The sequence below is a fragment of the Grimontia sp. AD028 genome, from assembly GCF_000973155.1.
Lineage (GTDB): Bacteria > Pseudomonadota > Gammaproteobacteria > Enterobacterales > Vibrionaceae > Enterovibrio > Enterovibrio indicus.
In genome coordinates this window covers 1-21122 of record NZ_LASY01000033.1, presented here as the reverse complement: position 1 = coordinate 21122, position 21122 = coordinate 1, and the positions used below count along the sequence as shown (strand labels likewise).

18 protein-coding genes, 2 tRNA genes and 1 pseudogene are annotated in these 21122 nt (G+C 49.4%); 4 read left to right on the top strand and 17 right to left on the bottom strand.

What is annotated here, in order from left to right; translation table 11 throughout:
- Positions 1 to 23: 23 nt before the first annotated feature.
- Together nlpI and pnp are read right to left on the bottom strand one after the other, a co-directional pair.
- The gene (gene nlpI, locus RN22_RS08230; RefSeq protein ID WP_046303876.1) at positions 24 to 929 is read right to left on the bottom strand and encodes a lipoprotein NlpI; all 906 of its coding nucleotides are present in this window, start codon (positions 927 to 929) and stop codon (positions 24 to 26) included.
- A gap of 78 nt (positions 930 to 1007) precedes the next feature.
- Positions 1008 to 3137 carry a polyribonucleotide nucleotidyltransferase gene (gene pnp, locus RN22_RS08225; RefSeq protein ID WP_046303875.1) on the bottom strand — a complete coding sequence of 710 codons (2130 nt, stop codon included), beginning with the start codon at positions 3135 to 3137 and terminating at the stop codon, positions 1008 to 1010.
- Positions 3138 to 3211: 74 nt separating this feature from the next.
- Between pnp and RN22_RS25550 the strand changes: the two genes are divergently transcribed.
- Entirely contained in the window at positions 3212 to 3346 is a 135-nt protein-coding gene (locus tag RN22_RS25550; protein ID WP_002540320.1) for a hypothetical protein, read from the top strand.
- 191 nt (positions 3347 to 3537) lie between these two features.
- Here RN22_RS25550 and rpsO read toward each other — a convergent pair whose 3' ends face one another.
- The 13 genes and pseudogenes from rpsO to rlmE form a co-directional block, all read right to left on the bottom strand.
- Positions 3538 to 3807: a 30S ribosomal protein S15 gene (gene rpsO / locus RN22_RS08220; protein ID WP_002540321.1), complete on the bottom strand. Its 270-nt coding sequence runs from the start codon at positions 3805 to 3807 to the stop codon at positions 3538 to 3540.
- A 131-nt stretch (positions 3808 to 3938) separates the two neighbouring features.
- Entirely contained in the window at positions 3939 to 4889 is a 951-nt protein-coding gene (gene truB / locus RN22_RS08215; protein ID WP_046303874.1) for a tRNA pseudouridine(55) synthase TruB, read from the bottom strand.
- Positions 4889 to 5281, bottom strand: a complete 393-nt coding sequence (gene rbfA / locus RN22_RS08210) for a 30S ribosome-binding factor RbfA (protein WP_002540323.1) — start codon at positions 5279 to 5281, stop codon at positions 4889 to 4891. The genes truB and rbfA overlap by 1 nt, the downstream gene beginning before the upstream one ends.
- Positions 5282 to 5366: 85 nt before the next feature.
- The gene (gene infB / locus RN22_RS08205; protein WP_046303873.1) at positions 5367 to 8066 is read right to left on the bottom strand and encodes a translation initiation factor IF-2; all 2700 of its coding nucleotides are present in this window, start codon (positions 8064 to 8066) and stop codon (positions 5367 to 5369) included.
- A 21-nt stretch (positions 8067 to 8087) separates the two neighbouring features.
- Positions 8088 to 9575: a transcription termination factor NusA gene (gene nusA / locus RN22_RS08200; protein WP_046303872.1), complete on the bottom strand. Its 1488-nt coding sequence runs from the start codon at positions 9573 to 9575 to the stop codon at positions 8088 to 8090.
- Between the two features lie 21 nt (positions 9576 to 9596).
- The gene (gene rimP, locus RN22_RS08195) at positions 9597 to 10052 is read right to left on the bottom strand and encodes a ribosome maturation factor RimP (RefSeq protein WP_002540328.1); all 456 of its coding nucleotides are present in this window, start codon (positions 10050 to 10052) and stop codon (positions 9597 to 9599) included.
- A gap of 169 nt (positions 10053 to 10221) precedes the next feature.
- A tRNA-Met gene (locus RN22_RS08190) sits at positions 10222 to 10298 on the bottom strand.
- 74 nt (positions 10299 to 10372) lie between these two features.
- Positions 10373 to 10459 (bottom strand) — tRNA-Leu (locus RN22_RS08185).
- A gap of 8 nt (positions 10460 to 10467) precedes the next feature.
- Positions 10468 to 10800: a preprotein translocase subunit SecG gene (secG, locus tag RN22_RS08180; protein WP_002540329.1), complete on the bottom strand. Its 333-nt coding sequence runs from the start codon at positions 10798 to 10800 to the stop codon at positions 10468 to 10470.
- 211 nt (positions 10801 to 11011) lie between these two features.
- On the bottom strand, positions 11012 to 12349 hold the full coding sequence (gene glmM, locus RN22_RS08175; RefSeq protein ID WP_046303871.1) for a phosphoglucosamine mutase: 1338 nt from the start codon (positions 12347 to 12349) through the stop codon (positions 11012 to 11014).
- On the bottom strand, positions 12346 to 13197 hold the full coding sequence (gene folP, locus RN22_RS08170; RefSeq protein ID WP_046303870.1) for a dihydropteroate synthase: 852 nt from the start codon (positions 13195 to 13197) through the stop codon (positions 12346 to 12348). Before folP ends, glmM begins: the two co-directional genes overlap by 4 nt.
- 218 nt (positions 13198 to 13415) lie before the next feature.
- Positions 13416 to 15234 (bottom strand): annotated as a pseudogene (ftsH, locus tag RN22_RS08165) (ATP-dependent zinc metalloprotease FtsH); the annotation flags it as partial.
- Between the two features lie 50 nt (positions 15235 to 15284).
- Positions 15285 to 15914, bottom strand: coding sequence for a 23S rRNA (uridine(2552)-2'-O)-methyltransferase RlmE (gene rlmE, locus RN22_RS08160; RefSeq protein ID WP_002540334.1), 630 nt, complete (start codon positions 15912 to 15914; stop codon positions 15285 to 15287).
- Positions 15915 to 16045: 131 nt separating this feature from the next.
- Between rlmE and yhbY the strand changes: the two genes are divergently transcribed.
- Positions 16046 to 16342: a ribosome assembly RNA-binding protein YhbY gene (yhbY, locus tag RN22_RS08155; RefSeq protein ID WP_002540335.1), complete on the top strand. Its 297-nt coding sequence runs from the start codon at positions 16046 to 16048 to the stop codon at positions 16340 to 16342.
- 81 nt (positions 16343 to 16423) lie between these two features.
- Here the strand turns inward: yhbY and greA are convergent, their stop codons facing one another.
- The gene (greA, locus tag RN22_RS08150) at positions 16424 to 16897 is read right to left on the bottom strand and encodes a transcription elongation factor GreA (RefSeq protein ID WP_192815517.1); all 474 of its coding nucleotides are present in this window, start codon (positions 16895 to 16897) and stop codon (positions 16424 to 16426) included.
- 476 nt (positions 16898 to 17373) lie between these two features.
- Between greA and RN22_RS08145 the strand changes: the two genes are divergently transcribed.
- Positions 17374 to 18369 carry a porin gene (locus RN22_RS08145; protein ID WP_046303869.1) on the top strand — a complete coding sequence of 332 codons (996 nt, stop codon included), beginning with the start codon at positions 17374 to 17376 and terminating at the stop codon, positions 18367 to 18369.
- A gap of 102 nt (positions 18370 to 18471) precedes the next feature.
- On the top strand, positions 18472 to 19887 hold the full coding sequence (gene dacB / locus RN22_RS08140) for a serine-type D-Ala-D-Ala carboxypeptidase (RefSeq protein ID WP_046303868.1): 1416 nt from the start codon (positions 18472 to 18474) through the stop codon (positions 19885 to 19887).
- Here the strand turns inward: dacB and RN22_RS08135 are convergent.
- A complete protein-coding gene (locus RN22_RS08135; protein ID WP_046303867.1) occupies positions 19862 to 20713 on the bottom strand; it encodes a magnesium transporter in 852 nt (283 codons plus the stop codon). The genes dacB and RN22_RS08135 overlap by 26 nt on opposite strands.
- Positions 20714 to 21122 lie beyond the last annotated feature (409 nt).

The window sequence follows — 21122 nt, the reverse complement described above, 5'->3', positions numbered from 1 at the left end:
GCTTTTTCTTTGTCTAAAACCCATCATGAAGATGGCGGGTGACTCAGATCGTAAGCGATACGGCTTAACTCCAACATCGAGTATCGGTGCTCGACGAAGTCATACACATTGCCAGACATTGCCAGCTTATAAAGGGCGACTGCGGAATTAATATCCCCCTGCGCCTGATAGCGTTTGGCAAGATAGAAGTAACCTTCGCAGAGTCGTTCTGCAAGCTGAGCGTTATCCGTACTGGTGTTCATCACCTCACGGAAGAAAGCTTCTTCACTGATATCGTTCAGGTACATTCTTGCCAGCAGCCAGCCCCAATCAAGCTTATCTGATCGGTCATAGCGCACTCTCAGACCCTGCTGCGCTTTTTCCGGGCCATCTTTTTCGAGCTCAGCAAGATACAGCCACAATGCGCGGTAGGCGTCGTTCTCGTTATCGTTGTAATGCTTAAGTAGATCGCGCACAGCCAGTTCGTAACGGCCGCCGTAATACAAAGCAATACCGCGGTTTCGCTCGGCAAACTGGTGCTGCTCGTTCAGTTCAAGGCTGGAGTCGAAAGCTTCATAGGCGGCGTCATACATACCGCTTTGGGTAAAATAGACACCCAGAATGTTAAACACATCCGGCTGAGCAGGGTTATAGGAAAGTGAACGGTTGAAATCCAGACGCGCCAGATCGCGAAGCCCCAGACTGTCATTAATCAGGCCACGCTCGTAGAAAAGCTGCGCCCTGTCTTTTTCGGTTAAGTCATCACGCAGTAAAATTTGGTCGATACGCGCCAACTGCACTTCCTGCTGCGTGGTTGGCTGCAGTGGCACCGCCATTGGCAGCATATGCCAAGGCTGGTTGTTGTTCACTGAGTTGCCCGAGGTCACACAGCCTGACAGCAGCAGTGCAGAACCTAGAACCGTCAGTGGCAGCCAGTTAAGTTTTCGCATTCGCGCTTCTCTCCTGAAAAACAAAAAGGGGGCATTGCCCCCTTTGTTATACCGTGTTTCACGCTAAAGCGTAAACCGTTATGCGTCAGCTTCTGGCTGTGCGTCAGTTTCTGAAGCTTCCGGCGCTTGCTCTACCGCTTCTTTCATTGACAGGCGGATACGACCCTGACGGTCGATTTCCAGAACCTTAACCTGTACTTCCTGACCCATTTCAACGTAGTCAGACACTTTCTCGATGCGCTTATCAGCCACTTGAGAAATGTGTACCAGGCCTTCTTTGGTGCCGATAACAGACACGAAGCAACCGAAGTCTACGATACGGGTGACTTTACCGGTGTAGATACGACCTACTTCCACTTCTGCAGTCAGCGCTTCGATGCGCGCGATAGCCGCTTTCGCTTTCTCGCCGTCGGTTGCTGCGATCTTCACAGTACCGTCGTCTTCGATTTCGATAGTGGTTTCAGTTTCTTCAGTCAGCGCACGGATAACCGCACCGCCTTTACCGATGACATCTTTGATCTTCTCTGGGTTGATCTTGATGGTATGGATACGTGGTGCGAACTCAGAGATATCGTCACGTGCAGAAGAGATAGCCTGATCCATCACGCTCAGGATGTGCAGACGCGCACCTTTTGCTTGGTTCAGAGCGATCTGCATGATCTCTTTGGTGATACCTTCGATCTTGATGTCCATCTGCAGTGCAGTCACACCGTCGTCAGTACCCGCTACTTTGAAGTCCATGTCGCCCAGGTGGTCTTCGTCACCCAGGATGTCAGACAGAACAACAAAGTCTTCGCCTTCTTTCACAAGACCCATCGCGATACCCGCAACAGATTTCTTGATTGGCACACCTGCGTCCATCAGCGCCAGCGATGAACCACAAACAGAAGCCATTGAAGAAGAACCGTTAGATTCAGTGATTTCAGATACTACGCGAACTGTGTACGGGAACTCTTCCTGAGATGGCATCACTGACTGGATACCACGCTTCGCCAGTTTACCGTGGCCGATTTCACGACGCTTAGGAGAGCCAACAAAGCCGGTCTCACCTACACAGTACGGAGGGAAGTTGTAGTGGAACAGGAAGTTATCTGTTGTTTCACCAGTGATTGAGTCAATGATTTGCGCATCACGCTGAGTACCCAGAGTTGCTGTTACCAGCGCCTGAGTTTCACCACGGGTAAACAGTGAAGAACCGTGGGTACGTGGCAGAACGCCAGTACGAACGTCCAGTGCACGAACCATGTCTTTCTCACGGCCGTCAATACGTGGTTCGCCAGCAATGATACGGCTACGTACTACGTTCTTCTCAAGGCTGTACAGCATGCCTTGGATTTCGCGTGCGTCCAGCGTCTCGTCTTGCTCAAGCAGTTGCTCTTTTACGCTTGACTTGATTTCGCCAACACGGTCGTAACGCGCCATTTTCTCGGTGATTTGGTACGCTTCGGTGAATTGCGCTTCAGCCAGTTCAGCAACACGCGCTTTCAGCTCAGTGTTTACTTCTGGTGCAGTCCAATCCCAAGCTGGAGTAGCAACTTCTGCTGCGAACTCGTTGATAGCCTGAATAACCACTTGCTGTTGATCGTGACCGAACACAACCGCTTGCAGCATTTGCTCTTCAGACAGACGGTCAGCTTCTGATTCAACCATCAGAACTGCGCCTTCAGTACCAGCAACAACCAGATCCAGACGGCTGTTCTCAAGCTCAGTGTTGCTTGGGTTCAGTACCAACTCATCGTTGATGAAACCAACACGCGCAGCACCAATTGGGCCGTTGAATGGGATACCAGAAATCGCCAGCGCCGCAGAAGTACCAATCATGGTCACGATGTCTGGGCTAACGTTCGGGTTTACAGAAACCACAGTCGCGATAACCTGCACTTCGTTTTTGAAGTTGTCAGGGAACAGCGGACGGATTGGACGGTCGATCAGACGCGCAGTCAGGGTTTCGCCTTCAGAAGGACGACCTTCACGCTTGAAGAAACCACCTGGGATTTTACCTGCCGCGTAAGTACGCTCTTGATAGTTCACAGTCAGAGGGAAGAAGTCTTGACCTTCAACCGCTTCTTTTTTACCAACAACAGAAACGAATACCGAAGTATCGTCCATGCTAACCATAACTGCAGCAGTCGCCTGGCGAGCCATTACGCCAGTTTCCAAAGTCACGGTGTGGTTACCGTACTGGAACGTTTTTACGATTGGATTCACGAGAGATTCCTTGTAGTTGTGCGCGAATACGCGCGGTTTTACTTTTCTTTCAAAGGTCTCACCAATCGCGACTAATGAGAAAGTTTTCGCCTTGGCTGGAAAGCTCTCTCAATAGTCGCGACCTGATGGTCGACTTCGTTGACTGTGAGTCCGATGAAAGCGCCAACATTATACACGGCTACACGATGAACGGTAACGTGAGACCGTAAGTTTCGTGCGTAAATGCCACAAAAATCTACGGATGTTGAAGGTTTATCCGCAATCGCCCTTTTAAGCATTGTGAGGAAAGCGCACCGAAGGCTAAGCCTAGTCGAAGGGAGGAGGTTTCGGGGAGCAAAAACGAGAAAAGGAGCCACAAGGGCTCCTTTTCGGAATGCGATACTTAAAAGCCAGAGGCTTATTAGCGGCGCAGACCCAGACGCTTGATCAGCTCCAGGTAACGGTCAGCATCTTTACCTTTCAGGTAGTCAAGAAGCTTACGACGGCGAGAAACCATGCGCAGCAGACCGCGACGGCTGTGGTGGTCACCTTTGTGCTCAGCGAAGTGGCCTTGCAGGTGGTTGATAGAAGCAGTCAGCAGAGCTACTTGTACTTCTGGAGAACCAGTGTCGTTTGCGCCTTGCGCGTATTCAGCAACGATTGCTGCTTTAGTTTCTGCATTCAGAGACATAGTCTTTTCCTAAATGTAAAAGGTTTTAATTTGTGTCAGCCAATCTCTGATTCAGCCGACACCCGAGGCGGCGAATTCTACAGCGATTCCCAACATAAGGCAACCGCTGCAGGCTTCATCACGCCATAAATTTATACGTCGTGCGCGCGTACTAAACGGCGCGGCTTCAACATGCCTTCAGCATCGATTTCACCGACACCGATAAAGGTATTGTCTTCACCCATGGTTACACGGACAACTTCGCCTTCTGCTGGCGCATTGGGGATTTGAACCGCCTGACCTTGCAGTGCATAACTCGCCACCACTGGCAGCAGGTTCACTTCACGCAAATCCTGTACCGCAGTATCCAGTGGCAGAAGCAGCGGGTCCAGCAACTCACGCGGCTGAATGTCTTGCTCACGGGCTTGTTCAAGCAGCGCTTCCAGTTGCTCAAGCGTCACCATTTTCTCGTATGGATAGCCTGAAACGCCGGTACGGCGCAGCATAGTCACGTGTGCACCACAGCCTAGCATTTCGCCCAGATCGTCAACGATAGTGCGAATGTAAGTGCCTTTCGAGCAATGGACTTCCATCTCGACTTCCTGGCCTTCAAAGCGCAGCAGTGAGATTTCGTACACAGTGATCTTGCGGGCTTCACGCGGGACTTCGATACCTTTGCGGGCATATTCGTAAAGCGGCTTACCTTCGTACTTCAATGCTGAGAACATCGAAGGTACCTGCATGGTTTCACCGCGGAACGACGCTATGCTGCGCTCCAGGTCACCCATGTTCACTTTCACTTCACGGGTTTCAACCACTTCACCGTCAGAATCTGAGGTGTTCGTGCGCTCGCCAAGCTTGGCAATCACACGGTAGCGTTTGTCAGAATCGAGAAGGAACTGCGAGAACTTGGTGGCTTCACCAAAGCAAATTGGCAGCATACCGGTTGCCAGTGGATCCAACGCACCGGTATGACCTGCTTTTTCAGCGAAGTAGATGTTTTTTACTTTCTGCAGCGCGGAGTTCGATGTAATGCCTGTCGGCTTATCCAGCAGGATAATGCCGTCGACAGGGCGTCCGCGACGACGTGGACGGCTACCCATTACTCTTCTTCTCCGTTTTCATCCACACGGCGCTCTTCGTCTGATTTCACGGCTTGAGAAACCAGGTTGGAGATACGCATACCTTCTGTCAGTGATTCATCAAAGAAGAAAGTAATTTCAGGAGTGACACGCAGACGGATAGCTTTGCCCAGCAGGCTTCGGATGTAGCCAGTTGCTTCTTGAAGCGCTTCAAGACCACCTTGTGGGGTTTGCTCACCCATAGTCAGGAAAGTCACGAATACTTTTGCGTAAGCCAGATCACGTGACACTTCTACGCCGGAAACTGTGACCATACCAATGCGTGGGTCTTTAATTTCGCGTTGCAGGATCAGGGCAATTTCTTTTTGCAGCTGCTGCGACACGCGTTGAGTGCGGCTAAATTCTTTTGCCATAACGCTCTTCTCTCATAAGAAATGGGGGGAAAGCGCTGAGCACTTCCCCCCATGGTGTTTATAAACAACCTGTTACAGTCGGTTATTATTCGATAGTACGTTTCACTTCGACGATTTCGAATACTTCGATTTGGTCGCCTACACGTACATCGTTGTAGTTCTTAACGCCGATACCACACTCGTAACCTTTCGCCACTTCTTGTACATCGTCTTTAAAGCGACGCAGTGACTCAAGTTCACCTTCGTAGATAACCACGTTATCGCGCAGTACGCGGATTGGGTTGTTACGCTTGATGGTACCTTCAGTAACCATACAGCCTGCAATTGCGCCCAGTTTCGGTGACTTAAACACGTCACGTACTTCTGCCAGACCCATGATTTCTTGTTTGAACTCAGGTGCCAGCATGCCGCTCATCGCTTGTTTCACTTCGTCGATCAGTGCGTAAATCACTGAGTAGTAACGAAGATCCAGGCTTTCAGCGTCGATGGTCTTACGTGCAGATGCATCAGCACGTACGTTAAAGCCAACCAGAATCGCGTTCGATGCTGCTGCAAGTACTGCGTCAGTTTCAGTGATTGCGCCCACACCAGAGCCAACAATCTTCACTTTCACTTCGTCAGTAGACAGCTTCACCAGTGAGTCAGCAATCGCTTCAACCGAACCTTGTACGTCTGCTTTCAGAACGATGTTCAGTTCAGACACTTCGCCTTCAGCCATGTTAGAGAACATGTTCTCCAGCTTCGCTTTCTGCTGGCGAGCCAGTTTCACATCGCGGAACTTGCCTTGGCGGTACAGTGCAACTTCACGTGCTTTACGCTCGTCACGTACAACAGTCGCTTCGTCACCCGCTTGAGGAACACCTGACAGACCCAGGATCTCCACAGGGATAGAAGGACCTGCTTCTTCAATCTCTTTACCGTTCTCATCGCGCATCGCACGAACACGGCCATATTCCAGGCCACACAGAACGATATCGCCACGCTTCAGCGTACCTTCCTGAACCAGAACAGTTGCTACTGGACCACGGCCTTTATCCAGACGTGATTCAACAACCACACCACTCGCCATGCCGTCACGTACTGCTTCAAGTTCCAGAACTTCTGATTGCAGCAGGATAGCTTCCAGCAGCGCATCAATGTTCAGACCTTGCTTCGCAGAAACGTGAACAAACATGTTCTCGCCGCCCCAGTCTTCCGGGATAACGTTGTGCTGTGCCAGCTCATTCTTCACTTGATCTGGGTTAGCCGCTTCTTTATCGATCTTGTTCACTGCAACAATCAGAGGAACTTCAGCCGCTTTCGCGTGCTGGATTGCCTCGATAGTCTGTGGCATTACACCATCGTCTGCAGCAACAACAAGAACAACGATGTCCGTTGCTTTCGCACCACGAGCACGCATAGACGTAAACGCTGCGTGTCCAGGAGTATCCAGGAAGGTGATCATGCCATTGTCGGTTTCAACGTGGTATGCACCAATGTGCTGGGTAATACCACCCGCTTCGCCCGATGCAACGTGCGCTTTACGGATGTAGTCCAGCAGCGACGTCTTACCGTGGTCAACGTGACCCATGATAGTAACAACTGGCGCGCGTGGTTCACGAACCGCATCACCATCACGATCTGACAGTACTGCTTCTTCCAGCTCGTTTTCTTTGCGAAGAACAACCTTGTGGCCCATTTCTTCAGCTACCAGCTGAGCGGTTTCCTGATCGATAACCTGGTTGATGGTTGCCATTGCACCCATCTTCATCATGGCCTTGATCACTTCCGTCGCTTTAACCGCCATCTTGTTTGCCAGTTCAGCAACAGTGATGGTTTCGCCGATTTCTACATCACGGGTAACTTTCTGAGCAGGCTTCTGGAAGCCGTGCTGCATTGAGGTTGGCTTAGCCATACGGCCTTTGATCTTGCCACCCTTACCACCGCGTGGACGAGAAGATGAAGAGTCATCTTTCTCTTGTGCTGATTTTTTCTTCTTACGACGACGTGGTGCAGCTTCTTGACGGCGATCTGCCTCATCTTCTGCTTCACGTGCGTATTTCGACGTCGTGGTGTGGTGATCAGCTGTTTCCATTACTTCAACAGCAGCTGCGTCTTGTTGACTCCAGCGCTCTTCGTTCAATTCTGCCATTTTGCGTGCCTCTTCTAGCTGGCGCTGACTTTCTTCTTCAGCTTTACGCTTGGCTTCCTCTTCCTGGCGACGCTTGAGTTCATCAGCTTCTTTCTTTGCTTGCGCCTCAGCTGCTTCACGAGCTGCAGTTTCTTCCGCAGTTTCGTTCGAAGCTTTTGCTTTCTCAGCCGCAATACGTGCTTTTTCTTCTGCTTCGCGCTTGGCCTTCTCTTCAGCCTCACGTTTTGCTTTCTCTTCAGCTTCACGTTTCGCTGCTTCTTCAGCTTCACGACGTGCCTTTTCCTCGGCTTCGCGTTGTGCTGCTTCTTCAGCTTCACGTTGTGCAGCTTCCTGAGCCACACGCTGTTCTTCCAGTTCACTGCGCTTCACGTAGGTGCGCTTTTTGCGCACTTCTACCTGAACATCCTTACTCTTTCCGCCAGCACCTGAAACACTCAATGTGCTGCGTTTTTTGCGCTGTAACGTCAGTCGAGTTGGAGCGCTACCATCATCACCATGCTCACGCTTAAGGTGAGACAGTAAGGTTTGTTTCTCATCTTGGCTTACATTGTCGTCTGCCGATTTCTGAATGCCTGCATCTTGAAATTGCTTCAGCAAACGTTCTACCGGCGTGTCAATTTCGCTCGCCAGTGCTTTAACTGTAACCTCTGACATTCTGCTCCTCCTTTGCTGCGCTTAAGCTTCGTCGCTGAACCAGCAAATATTGCGCGCAGCCATAATCAGCTCGCCCGCTTTAACTTCATCCATTCCCTCGATATCCAGAAGATCATCTGTGCCTTGGTCAGCCAGATCTTCCAGAGTGCAAACGCCTTTCGACGCCAGGCGGAACGCCATTTCACGCTCCAAACCTTCCAGACCAAGCAAGTCTTCTGCTGGCTCTGCACCATCAAGGATTTCTTCTTTTGCCAACGCAATAGTGGTCAGTGCTTCTTTCGCACGGTTACGCAATTCATCAACGGTGTTTTCATCCAGACCATTGATTTCCAGAAGCTCTGCTGCTGGTACGTAAGCCACTTCTTCCAGCGTCGTGAAGCCTTCTTCAACCAGCACTGCAGCGAAGTCTTCATCGATGTCCAGATGTTTGCTGAACAGTTCGATAGACTGACCAGCTTCTTCCTGGTGTTTCTTCTGAAGATCTTCCACGGTCATTACGTTCAATTCCCAGCCTGTCAGCTGAGACGCCAAACGTACGTTTTGACCGTTACGGCCGATAGCCTGTGCCAGGTTGTCAGCTTCAACAGCGATATCCATCGTGTGGGTGTCTTCATCCACGATGATGGAAGCAACGTCTGCTGGTGCCATTGCGTTGATAACGAATTGCGCTGGGTTGTCGTCCCACAGCACGATGTCGATACGCTCGCCGCCCAACTCACCAGATACTGCCTGAACACGCGCACCACGCATACCCACACACGCACCTACTGGGTCGATACGCTTGTCGTTGGTTTTTACCGCGATTTTTGCACGAGAGCCCGGGTCACGAGCCGCGCCCATCACTTCGATCATCTCTTCGCCGATTTCTGGCACTTCAATGCGGAACAGTTCGATCAGCATTTCTGGCTTTGAACGGGTCATGAAAAGCTGGAAACCACGCGCTTCTGGGCGTACAGCATACAGCAAACCACGAACGCGGTCGCCTGGGCGGAAGTTTTCACGTGGCAGTTGATCGTCACGCTGGATTGCCGCTTCTGCGTTGTTACCCAGGTCAACGATAATCACATCGCGGTTTACTTTCTTAACGACACCGGTGATCAGCTCACCTTCGTTGTCCATGAACTGCTCAACCACTTGTGCACGCTCTGCTTCACGTACTTTCTGCACGATCACTTGCTTAGCAGTTTGGGTCGTGATGCGGTCGAACGTCACTGATTCGATTTCGTCTTCAACAAAACCGCCCAGATCCAGTGTCTCATCTTCAAATTGTGCCGCTTCCAACGTAATTTCACGCGTTGGCAGCGCCACTTCTTCTACCACCAACCAGCGGCGGAAGGTGTCAAACTCACCAGTTTTACGATCGATAGCAACACGTACATCGATGTCAGCTTCGTATTTTTTCTTTGTAGCTGTAGCCAGCGCCGTTTCCAGTGCTTCAAAAATGCGCTCACGTGGAACTGCTTTTTCGTTGGATACCGCTTCTACGACAGCCAAGATTTCTTTGTTCATGAACTAATGCCTCATTTAACCTTAAAATGAAGGAACCAGGTTGGCCTTGGCGATATTGCTCAGGGCGAACGCTTCTTCGTTGCCATCGACCTTGATGGTGACGGTTTCGCCTTCGACAGAAAGAATTTCACCTTTCCACTTGCGGCGGTTCTGCATGGCCATCTTCAGCACAATGTTCACTTCGTGGCCAACAAAGCGCTGATAATGTTCTGCTTTAAACAGTGGTCGCTCCAAGCCAGGAGACGACACTTCCAGGTTGTAAGCCACAGTAATTGGATCTTCGACGTCCATTACTGCGCTAACCTGGCGGCTAACTTCAGCACAGTCTTCAACTGTGATGCCGTTTTCGTGATCAATATAGATACGAAGGGTGGAGTGTTGTCCCGCACGAACAAACTCGAGCCCGACCAGTTCGTAATCTAATGCCTCTACAGGCGCTTCAAGCAAGGCGTGAAGCTGTTTCTCTAGTCCGGTCATACAAACCCCAGAAATAAAAAAAGGGCCTAAAAGCCCAGTTATCCATCCGAATGGTCATCTTCAGATAACAAAAAACCCCGAATGTCGGGGTTTAATGTAACTGGACCCTGATGTCATGATTTCTCATGACCAGTGACTGTTTTGGTCTCTATAAACAATCACCTCAAAGTGGTTGCGGGGGCCGGATTTGAACCGACGACCTTCGGGTTATGAGCCCGACGAGCTACCAAGCTGCTCCACCCCGCGTCCGAACGGCGCACATTATATCGTCGCCTCATGTACTAATTCAAGTACGATGGCCTTATTCAGGACTTTTAAATTGGTGCTGAGAGCGGGACTTGAACCCGCACGCCTGTTAAGGCACTGCCCCCTCAAGACAGCGTGTCTACCAATTCCACCACCTCAGCGAAAGGTATTAATTCGGGATGTCGCTGTTGTTACCAGCAGCTGGCACATCACCTGACTGGATCTGTTCCACTGGAACACTCAAGTCATCATATTCTCCGCCAGCATTGGTCTGCTTTGCAGTCAGATTACCTAGCACTAGGCTGAGAATAAAAAATATCGTCGCGAAGATCGCGGTCATTCGGGTGAGGAAGTTTCCAGAGCCGCCAGAGCCAAACACAGTGTTTGATGCCCCAGCCCCAAATGAGGCTCCCATATCTGCGCCTTTACCTTGTTGAACCAGAACCAGGCCAATAACAGCAAGTGCGGCCAACAGATAAATCACAAGTAGAATTTCGTACATGGGTTCCACCTATGTTCCAAATTGTTGAGCCAGATGACCATTTCAAGTTCACCAGCGCAACTCCCATCATTGGGAGCGGGAGAATACTAACGAATGCCAGCAGGTGAAACAAGTGAAAAATGCAAAAAAACAGCACTTTTCATTTCGTTTGCACATCTTGTAACCAACCGGACACTCCCGCCCCATCACCATCCTTGTAAGGACTTTGAAATTAGCAGTTTGCTTTCACTGCGTCTGCAATTTCTAATGCGTAGGCTTTTACGTCTTCCGCATTTTCGCCTTCCACCATAACGCGGATCAGCGGTTCAGTGCCAGACTTACGCAACAACACGCGACCAGTCTCGCCAAGTTTGGCTTCTACAGACGCTTTCGCTGACAGCACGGCGTCGGACTCCAGAGGATCGCTGTCACCACTAAAACGCACGTTTTCTAGTACTTGTGGGAACATGCTCATGCCATCGCACAGCTCTTTCAGCGACATGCCCGTACCGACAATACTTGCCAGTACTTGCAACGCAGCCACAATCGCATCACCGGTCGTCACTTTATCCAGCAAAATGACATGACCTGAGTTTTCCGCACCGATCGTCCAGCCGTTTTCCAACAGCTTTTCCATCACATAGCGATCGCCCACTTTGGCTCGGGTAAATGGAATACCAAGGTTTTTCAGCGCCACTTCCATGCCCATGTTGGTCATCAACGTACCCACTACCCCGCCTTTCAGTTCACCACGGCGCAGTGACTCTCGGGCGATGATATAAGCGATCTGATCACCATCAACTTTGTTACCCTCATGGTCAACCATGATGACTCGGTCACCGTCACCATCGAAGGCGATACCCAGCATAGCTTGTTCTTCGACTACACGAGCCTGAAGCGCACGTACATCAGTTGCACCTACCTCATCGTTGATGTTGGTACCGTTTGGCTCAACACCCATCGCGACAACATCAGCACCTAACTCCTTAAACACGGAGGGTGCAATGTGATAGGTCGCACCGTGGGCACAGTCAATAACTATCTTCATGCCCTTCAGGTTCATTTCAGAAGGGAAAGTGCCTTTACAGAATTCGATATAGCGCCCTGCTGCATCGACAATACGTTTCGCCTTACCCAACTGCGCCGACTCGACACAGGTCAGTGGCTTTTCAAGCTCTGCTTCAATCGCATGCTCGATAGCATCGGGCAACTTAGTTCCTTCTGATGAAAAGAACTTGATGCCGTTATCATAGTAAGGGTTGTGTGAAGCTGAAATCACAATCCCCGCTTCAGCGCGGAACGTTTGCGTGAGGTAAGCGATAGCAGGGGTTGGCATTGGGCCAGTAAAAGCAGCCTGTAGACCTGCTGCTGAAAGACCAGCTTCGAGTGCCGATTCCAGCATGTAACCAGAAATACGGGTATCTTTGCCTATCAATACTTTCTTAGTGCCCTGCTGACTCAGTACGCGACCTGCCGCCCAACCGAGCTTCAGGATAAAGTCAGGCGTGATTGGGAATTGACCCACCTTACCGCGGACACCATCAGTGCCGAAGTACTTACGTTCTGTCATTGTGTATCTCCAAATAAACCAGCTGCTTCTCGCATTGCATTCACAACACGGACGACATCAGAGGTTTCAGCCACGTCATGAACGCGGATGATTTGAGCCCCTTTCATCGCAGCTATGGTGGCGCAAGCTAAGCTCCCCCCGAGAATCTCGGTCGGGGATTTTTCTAATAATTTAAAAATCATAGACTTTCGTGACATTCCCGCCAGAACTGGCAGGCCAAATTGATGAAAGTCTTCCAGCTTTGCTAGTAGCTGGTAGTTATGTGTCAGTGTTTTCCCGAAGCCAAATCCAGGGTCGAGAATAATTTTTTCCCGCTCGATCCCAACATGTTCGCAGGCCGAAATACGATCTTCAAAGAAGGTAAAAATATCGCCCAGCAGATCATCATAGGTAGGGTTGGTTTGCATGGTGCGCGGTTGCCCCTGCATGTGCATCAAACAAACTGGCACGTTGGCTTTTGCAGCCTCTTCCAAAGCAAGCGGCTCTTGAAGTGCACGGACGTCGTTGATGATATCGGCACCAGACACTACGGCTTCACGCATGACGGCCGCTTTGCTGGTATCAATGGATATCCAGCAGTCAAAGCGAGAACGAATGGCTTCAATAGCAGGAATCACACGTTCCAACTCGTCTTCCAAGGAAACGTCTGCGGCACCAGGGCGGGTCGATTCGCCGCCGATATCGAGTATGGTCGCACCCGCTTTCAACATGGCGTCTGCATGCTTTAGCGCTGTATCCAGTCGATTGAATTTTCCACCGTCAGAAAACGAATCCGGTGTCACATTAAGAATCCCCATTACCTGTGGTGTAGACAGATCGAGAGTTTTGTTTTTGCTGACGAGTTTCATATGAAGGCTTTGTTCGGGAAGATAATTTTCTACGGATAAAAGAAAAACCCCGAGTTATCCCGGGGTTTTGTCGGTATGAGTCACCAATTACGCTTCCGACTTGCCGTCTGGGTCGACTGACTTATTGCCAGACTCGACATCATCAGAGGAAGGAGGAACGTCAGATGCTTTCGCTTCAGCACTTGGCTTGGTCGGTGTATTGTCTGAACTGTCGTCAGCTGACCAGCCCGCTGGCTCTCGCACTGGGCGACGCGCCATCAGGTCATCAATTTGCGCCGCATCAATAGTTTCGTACTTCATCAACGCATCTTTCATGGCATGCATGATGTCCATGTTTTCTTCGATGATCTTACGCGCACGCAAGTAGTTGCGGTCAATCAGTTCACGAATTTCACCATCGATAAGACGAGCTGTCTCATCAGACATGTGCTTGCTCTGTGTCACTGAGCGACCTAGGAACACTTCACCTTCGTCTTCTGCGTATAGCAGTGGACCTAATTTCTCAGAGAAGCCCCATTGAGTCACCATCTTACGGGCGATATCTGTCGCTCGCTCGATGTCGTTAGATGCACCGGTAGACACTTTGTCTACACCGTAAATGAGCTCTTCAGCCAGTCGGCCACCGTACAGGCTTGAAATCATCGACTCCAAGTGTTGACGGGACATACTGACACGGTCTTGCTCTGGCAGATACATGGTTACACCCAGGGCACGTCCACGTGGGATGATAGAGACCTTGTACACAGGATCATGCTCTGGCACAAGGCGACCAACAACAGCGTGGCCAGCTTCGTGGTATGCCGTTGATTCTTTGATCTCTTCAGACATCACCATAGACTTGCGCTCTGCGCCCATCATGATTTTGTCTTTCGCCAGTTCAAACTCAACCATTGAAACAACGCGCTTGTTACCACGCGCAGCAAACAGTGCTGCTTCGTTGACAAGGTTAGCCAGATCCGCACCCGAGAAGCCTGGGGTACCACGAGCAATCAGTGATGCTTCAACATCACTGCCCAATGGCACTTTACGCATGTGAACTTTCAGGATCTGCTCACGACCACGAACATCTGGCAGACCAACAACAACTTGGCGGTCGAAACGGCCAGGACGCAACAGTGCTGGGTCAAGAACGTCTGGGCGGTTAGTTGCTGCAATAACAATGATGCCTTCATTACCTTCAAAGCCATCCATTTCAACCAGCATTTGGTTCAGTGTTTGCTCACGCTCATCGTGACCACCGCCCAAACCAGCACCACGCTGACGGCCAACCGCGTCAATCTCATCAATGAAGATGATACATGGTGATGCCTTCTTCGCTTGTTCGAACATGTCACGTACACGCGATGCACCCACACCCACGAACATTTCAACGAAGTCAGAACCAGAAATGGTGAAGAAAGGTACTTTTGCCTCACCGGCAATAGCTTTTGCCAGCAAAGTTTTACCGGTACCTGGAGGACCAACCATCAGGACACCGGTCGGAATTTTACCGCCCAGCTTCTGGAAACGGCTTGGGTCGCGCAGGTAATCAACCAGCTCTTTGACGTCTTCTTTTGCTTCGTCACAACCAGCAACGTCTGCGAAAGTCGTTTTGATTTGCTCTTCGCTCATCATGCGCGCTTTTGATTTACCAAAAGACATCGCACCTTTGCCACCGCCGCCTTGCATCTGGCGCATGAAGAAAATCCACACACCGATAAGTAGCAGCATTGGGAACCAAGAGATGAAGATAGACGCCAGAATGCTTGGTTCTTCAGGTGGTGTACCACGCACCTGAACTTTCGCGTTGATCAGATCGTCAAGAAGCTTAGGATCTTGAAGTACAGGCATATACGTGACATAGCCAGTGCCATCACGACGTGTCACTTTCAGTTCGCGATTATCGAACTGTACATCCTGTATTTTATCCTGTCCTATCTCTTGGACGAACGTTGTGTAGTCGACTTGACGGCCAGCACTGTCGCCCGGTCCAAAACTTTGGAACACAGACATCAATACAACAGCGATAACCAGCCATAAAATCAAGTTTTTTGCCATGTCACTCAAGGTGTTAGCCCCGCAAAAACTATATTAATAATGGTAGAGTACTACAGTTTGTACCCTGTAGCCACAATGTAGACCTCACGCGAGCGCGCACGGGAGGAATCAGGTTTGCGGATTTTCACCGCTTTAAACATCTTACGCACTTCGGCCAAGTACTGATCAAAGCCTTCACCTTGGAAAACCTTAACAATAAATGAGCCATTCGGTGCCAAGACTTCACGACACATATCCAATGCAAGCTCGACAAGATACATGGCTCGTGGTTGGTCAGACGCTAAATTACCGCTCATGTTAGGTGCCATGTCTGACATCACCACATCCACCATGTCCGGTTGGATACGGTCAAGTAACGCATTCAGCACCGCTTCTTCGCGGAAATCACCTTGCAAGAAGGCCACGCCTGGAAGCGAGTCCATAGGCAGAATATCACAGGCAATCACCTGTCCACTATCACCGACTTGCTCTACTGCGTATTGAGACCAACCGCCAGGAGCGGCACCCAAATCCACAATCGTCATGCCCGGTTTTAGCAGTTTATCCTTACCCTGGATTTCATCGAGCTTAAAAATGGCTCGGGAACGAAAGCCTTTTTTCTGGGCCTCTTGAACATATTTATCATCAAAATGTTCTTTCAACCAGCGACCAGAGCTCGCTGAGTGTTTCTTTTTGCTCATGTTTTACCTAGCCCACAATACTGCCACAAATTTCTTGCGGTCGATTCAGGGGGATATTTGTTCAGTTTGGATAGAGATGGCGGTAGAATGTCACGTTTTCAACCCCGATAAAACAATAAATCGAGTCATCAATGAATCTAAGCACAAAACAAAAACAGTATCTGAAAGGTCTTGCACACAACCTGAAGCCGGTTGTACTCATGGGTGCGAATGGCCTGACAGAAGCCGTGCTTGCTGAGATTGAAATCGCTCTCGATCATCACGAATTGATCAAGGTGAAAGTGGCATCAGAAGATCGCGACACTAAGAACCTGATTGTAGACGCAATCGTTCGTGAAACTAAAGCAGAGAAAGTACAGGTTATCGGTAAAGTTCTGGTTCTGTACCGTCAAAGCGAAGAGCGCAAGATCGAATTGCCACGCAAATAAAAAAGGCCGCTTAGCGGCCTTTTTTGCATCTGGTGCTTGTAACAATCACTAACATTTTTATTGTTCGCAAGCACCTAATCATCACACGTATTGGACGCTGTCGATCTCAAACTCTTTCACACCGCCAGGCACAGTGATAGACACTTCGTCGCCTTCTTCTTTTCCGATAAGACCACGTGCGATTGGCGAGTTAATGGAAATCAGGTTCTGTTTGATGTCCGCCTCGTCATCACCCACGATTTGGTAAGTCACCTCGTCGTCAGTGTTACAGTCAATTAGCGTTACGGTTGAACCGAAGATGACTTTGCCGTTATTTGGCATTTTCGCAATGTCGATCACCTGAGCGACAGAAAGCTTGTACTCGATATCACGGATTTGTGCTTCACAAATGCCTTGCTCTTCGCGAGCAGCATGGTACTCCGCATTCTCTTTCAGGTCACCAAGTTCGCGAGCTTCTGCAATCGCTTGAGTAATAAGCGGACGGCGTTTCAACAGGCGATCCAGCTCTTCTCTCAATTGCTGTTCGCCACGCACAGTCATTGGTACTTTATCCATAAATGACATTACCTCTGTGACCAAAACCATATGTTTTGGCAAAAACAAAGCCACGCCCAGACAGAGTTTGAGCGCAGCCAACGAATTACTTTCATCTCAGTGTAAACAAGTTATCTGTTCAGGTCACCAACGATTTGAAAGCCTAGCTTCCCAAAATCGCGAGCGGAAAACCCAAAACATACTTTAGAGTGTGATTCTCAAATGCATGTCACATATCAAACCAATACCTTAGAGATTTAGTTCGCAATTAAATATAAAAAATTCTAAATCACCTAGCACCCAATGAACTTTGCAAGGAAGTCATAAACAGCTGTTATTAAAGGCATTACTAATCCTCACCCACATAAAAAACAGTGTTTTCTATTTGTTTTTTGATTGTTTTACTAACAGTCCCAAATCGGGAGCGGTTACAAACAAGGCATCGTGACGTTTGGAGATAACGTCACGAAAATCAAATTCATATAAAGGACAACGTAATGAACAAAAAGTTGATTGCTCTTGCTGTAGCTGCTGTTGCTTCTACTTCTGTATCTGCTGCTGAAATTTTTAACGACGGCACTTCTTCTATGGCTATCGGCGGTCGCGCTGAAGCTCGTGCAGCTATCAAAGATGGCGACATGACTGACAACAGCCGCGTACGTATCAACGTTCTGGGTACTACCCAAATCGCTGAAGGTGCATACGGTGTTGGTTTCTTCGAGCGTGAGTTCAAATCTAACGAATCTAAAGATGAAAACCGCTACATCTACGCTGGTATCGGCACTGAGTACGGCCTGGTAACTTACGGTCTGAACGACGGCTCTCTGGGCATGATCACAGACTTCACTGATATCATGTCTTACCACGGCGCTGGTGCGAGCTCTAAAATTGACGTTGCTGACCGTACAGACAACAACATTGCATATGTTGGTGAGTTTGGTGGCCTGACCCTGAAAGCAAACTATGTTGGTGAAAGCGACGCAATCATTGACGGTGGTTACTCTCTGGGTGCGGTTTACGCAATGGAGAACGGCCTGGCAATGGGTCTGGGTTATGCAGCTCAGGGTAAAGACACTCTGACATCAGCAGAAGAAAGCCAAATCGAAGCAGCTATCTCTTACTCAATCAACAACATCTACGTTGCAGCGCTGTACAAAGATGGTGAGCAAACTGGTTACGCGACTGACTCACGTGACAATGTTATTGCAACTAAAGGTCAAAAAATCGACCTGACAGGTTACGAACTGGCAGCTGCTTACAAAATGGGTAACACCAAGTTCACCACGACTTACAACAACGCTGAAGGCGAGAAATCAGGTAACACTGTTAAGGCCCTTAACGTTGAAGCAATCGCAATTGACGCGACTCACTACTTCAACGACAACTTCCGTACCTACGTTTCTTACAACTTCAATCTGCTAGACAAGAACGATGTTGTTAAAAACATTGATGCAGAAGACGAGCTGGTATTCGGCCTGCGTTACGACTTCTAATTCTCTGTTAAGTTAAAGACTTAATATTGAATATCAAAACGCCTACCTACGTGTAGGCGTTTTTTGTACCATACTGGATCTGCCTTCTTTGCCGGAGAATTCATGGTGCGCCTTCTTACTCTGCTATTTTTCATCTCGCTTTCTTTCTCAACTCACGCCGTCTCGCTCAATAAAATTCAGGCAATGCTCCCCGCAGGAAGCCAATTGGCACTCTCTGTCCATGATGCAAATTCTGGCTCTGAGATTGTGTCAGTCGGCGACGACATTCTTCTACCACCAGCCAGTACCCAGAAGGTGGTCACTGCCCTTGCAGCTAGCCTCTATCTTCCTAAAGACTTTGCCTTTGAAACCAAAGTTGAACAGGCTGGCAATGACATCGTATTTACCTTTTCGGGTGATCCTACTTTAACGCGAAAAGACCTCCAGCTTATGGTTAGCGCCCTTAAAGCCAAAGGCGTGAAGCGAATCAGAGGCGATGTTTGGCTGGATGGGACTGTGTTTGCAGGCTACGAGAGAGCAGTAGGATGGCCGTGGGATATCCTGGGCGTTTGTTATAGCGCCCCTTCCAGCGCAGTTGCATTGGAACGAAACTGTGTTCAAGGCTCGATATACAGTGAAAAAAATCAAAAACTCACCCGTGTCTTTGTTCCTGAACACCAGCCTGTACAAGTCAACACTGACGCGCTCGCCGTGACCAAAAGCGAGCAGGAAGCCAATCTGTGTGATTTAGAGCTTCATTACGACAACAACAACCAGTATTTACTAAGCGGGTGCTTACAACACCGTGCGAATCCGCTCCCTCTAAAGTTTGCGATTCAGAATCCACAGAAATATGTCGAAGATGTGTTGGCTTCAGAGCTCAAAAGTGCCGCTATCAAATTGGATGGAAAGATTCGACAGGGCGCAGCCAAGGGCGACCGCACATTGCTAGCAAGACATACATCGGATCCGCGGGATGCACTCCTAAAGGTCATGCTGAAGCGCTCTGATAACTTGTTGGCCGACAACCTTTTAAAAACCATGGGGCACCGTTATTACGGTCAACCCGGTACTTTTGCAAACGGCGCTGCAGCGGTGAAAGCGATTTTGCAGGAAAAAGCTGGGCTGGATTTAACCCATGCAGTGATAGTTGATGGTTCTGGTTTGTCACGTAACAACCGCATGACGGCTTCTCAGCTGATGAACGTCATGCATTACGTTTATGAAAACCCGAGTCTCGGCGTGCTTTCCATGCTGCCTGTTTCAGGCGTCGATGGCACGCTGAAATACCGCTCCAGCGTACGCCATGCTCCCTTAAAGCAAAGACTCTCAGCAAAAACAGGCTCGCTCTACGGAAGCTATAATCTCGCTGGCGTGCTTAAAAACGAGCAAGGTAAAGATATCTTGGTCGTGCAATTAGTGACGAACTATCACATCCCCAAATCGGATGACAGGCCAGCCAATGTCGCCAGCCCGATCACCCAATTTGAACGGGAACTTTATCAGGCACTTCTTACGTCAAGCCTAACCATGCGTTAACAGTGACGAAGTAAATAGCCATTCCACTGATATCGACCACTGATGCCAATACAGGGCTAACCAACACAGCAGGGTCAAGCTTGAGCTTTCTTGCCACCAAAGGCAGCACTCCACCAAGGGTGGTCGAAATTGTTACTTGAATGCTCAATGCCAGGCCTATGGCTATGGCGATATCAATTAAGGTCATGCCTGCTGGCAGCGCACTGTCATCACTGAATAACATCACCCTCGCCATGATGACGGTCGCCAGTGCGATCGCGATGATCGCCGCGATCCTCACTTCTTTCCACATCACCAGAAGCCACTGCCCCGGTCTGACTTCATTCATCGCCAACGCCCTGACCACCAGTGTCGCGGCTTGTGAACCTGCATTACCGCCTGCGGCTGCAATGACTGGCATATAGATAGCCAGCAACACCAACTGGCTCAAAGTATCTTCGTAATGCGAGATGATAAGTCCCGAAACGATACCAAGCAGGGCTAGTCCCACAATCCAACCAATCCGTTGACGGACATGGCTCAATACCGAGTTAGTCAAGTAGTTGCCATCAGGCTCTGCTTCTGAGCTGATAAGCCCAAGTCCAGTGGCAATTTGCCTCACACGCACTACCTCCCCAGTTTCAGCCAAGTCATCAAGCAGCCGTCGAACCAATGCCACCGGGCACTGATTTAATACTGCAATCGCCTCACTAACAGGCATCACAGAGAGTAAGCGAACACGCTCATTGTTTTCATGAAATAAAAATGCGCTTCTTGCTGCTTCAATTTCTCTCGCAGCAAAAGCAGTTGGCTGGTTTCCCAGCGAAGTAGCGTTCATTACCGCCATAGCGAACCTCCCGATTGGCTAGGTGTAACGACCAAAGAAAAGCGACTGATTTCATACGAAAAAGTGCAGAAGCCTTTTAACGACATACGAATGCAGTCAGTTTTCTCACTCAGAATTTTCGGGAAGCACAGGGAATATAAAGGAGCTTTAAAGCGGAGCATTCCAACCGGACGGTTGAAACGCGAAATGATCACGAATGTTACCGTCTGGGATTACAGGCTTCCCTTGCAACTCGGAGGCTGGTCGATAACGTTCATGGTTTTCTCCATTTCAGTCGCAGCATTGCGACCCGTAAATTCTATGTGGAACGTACAAGAACTCAACTAAAAACAAGGCAAAAAATATCAAAACCAGGGGCTGTTGACCTTTGGTGGTTAAATTTTGTTCTTGCTATAAGCGTTTTAGGCGC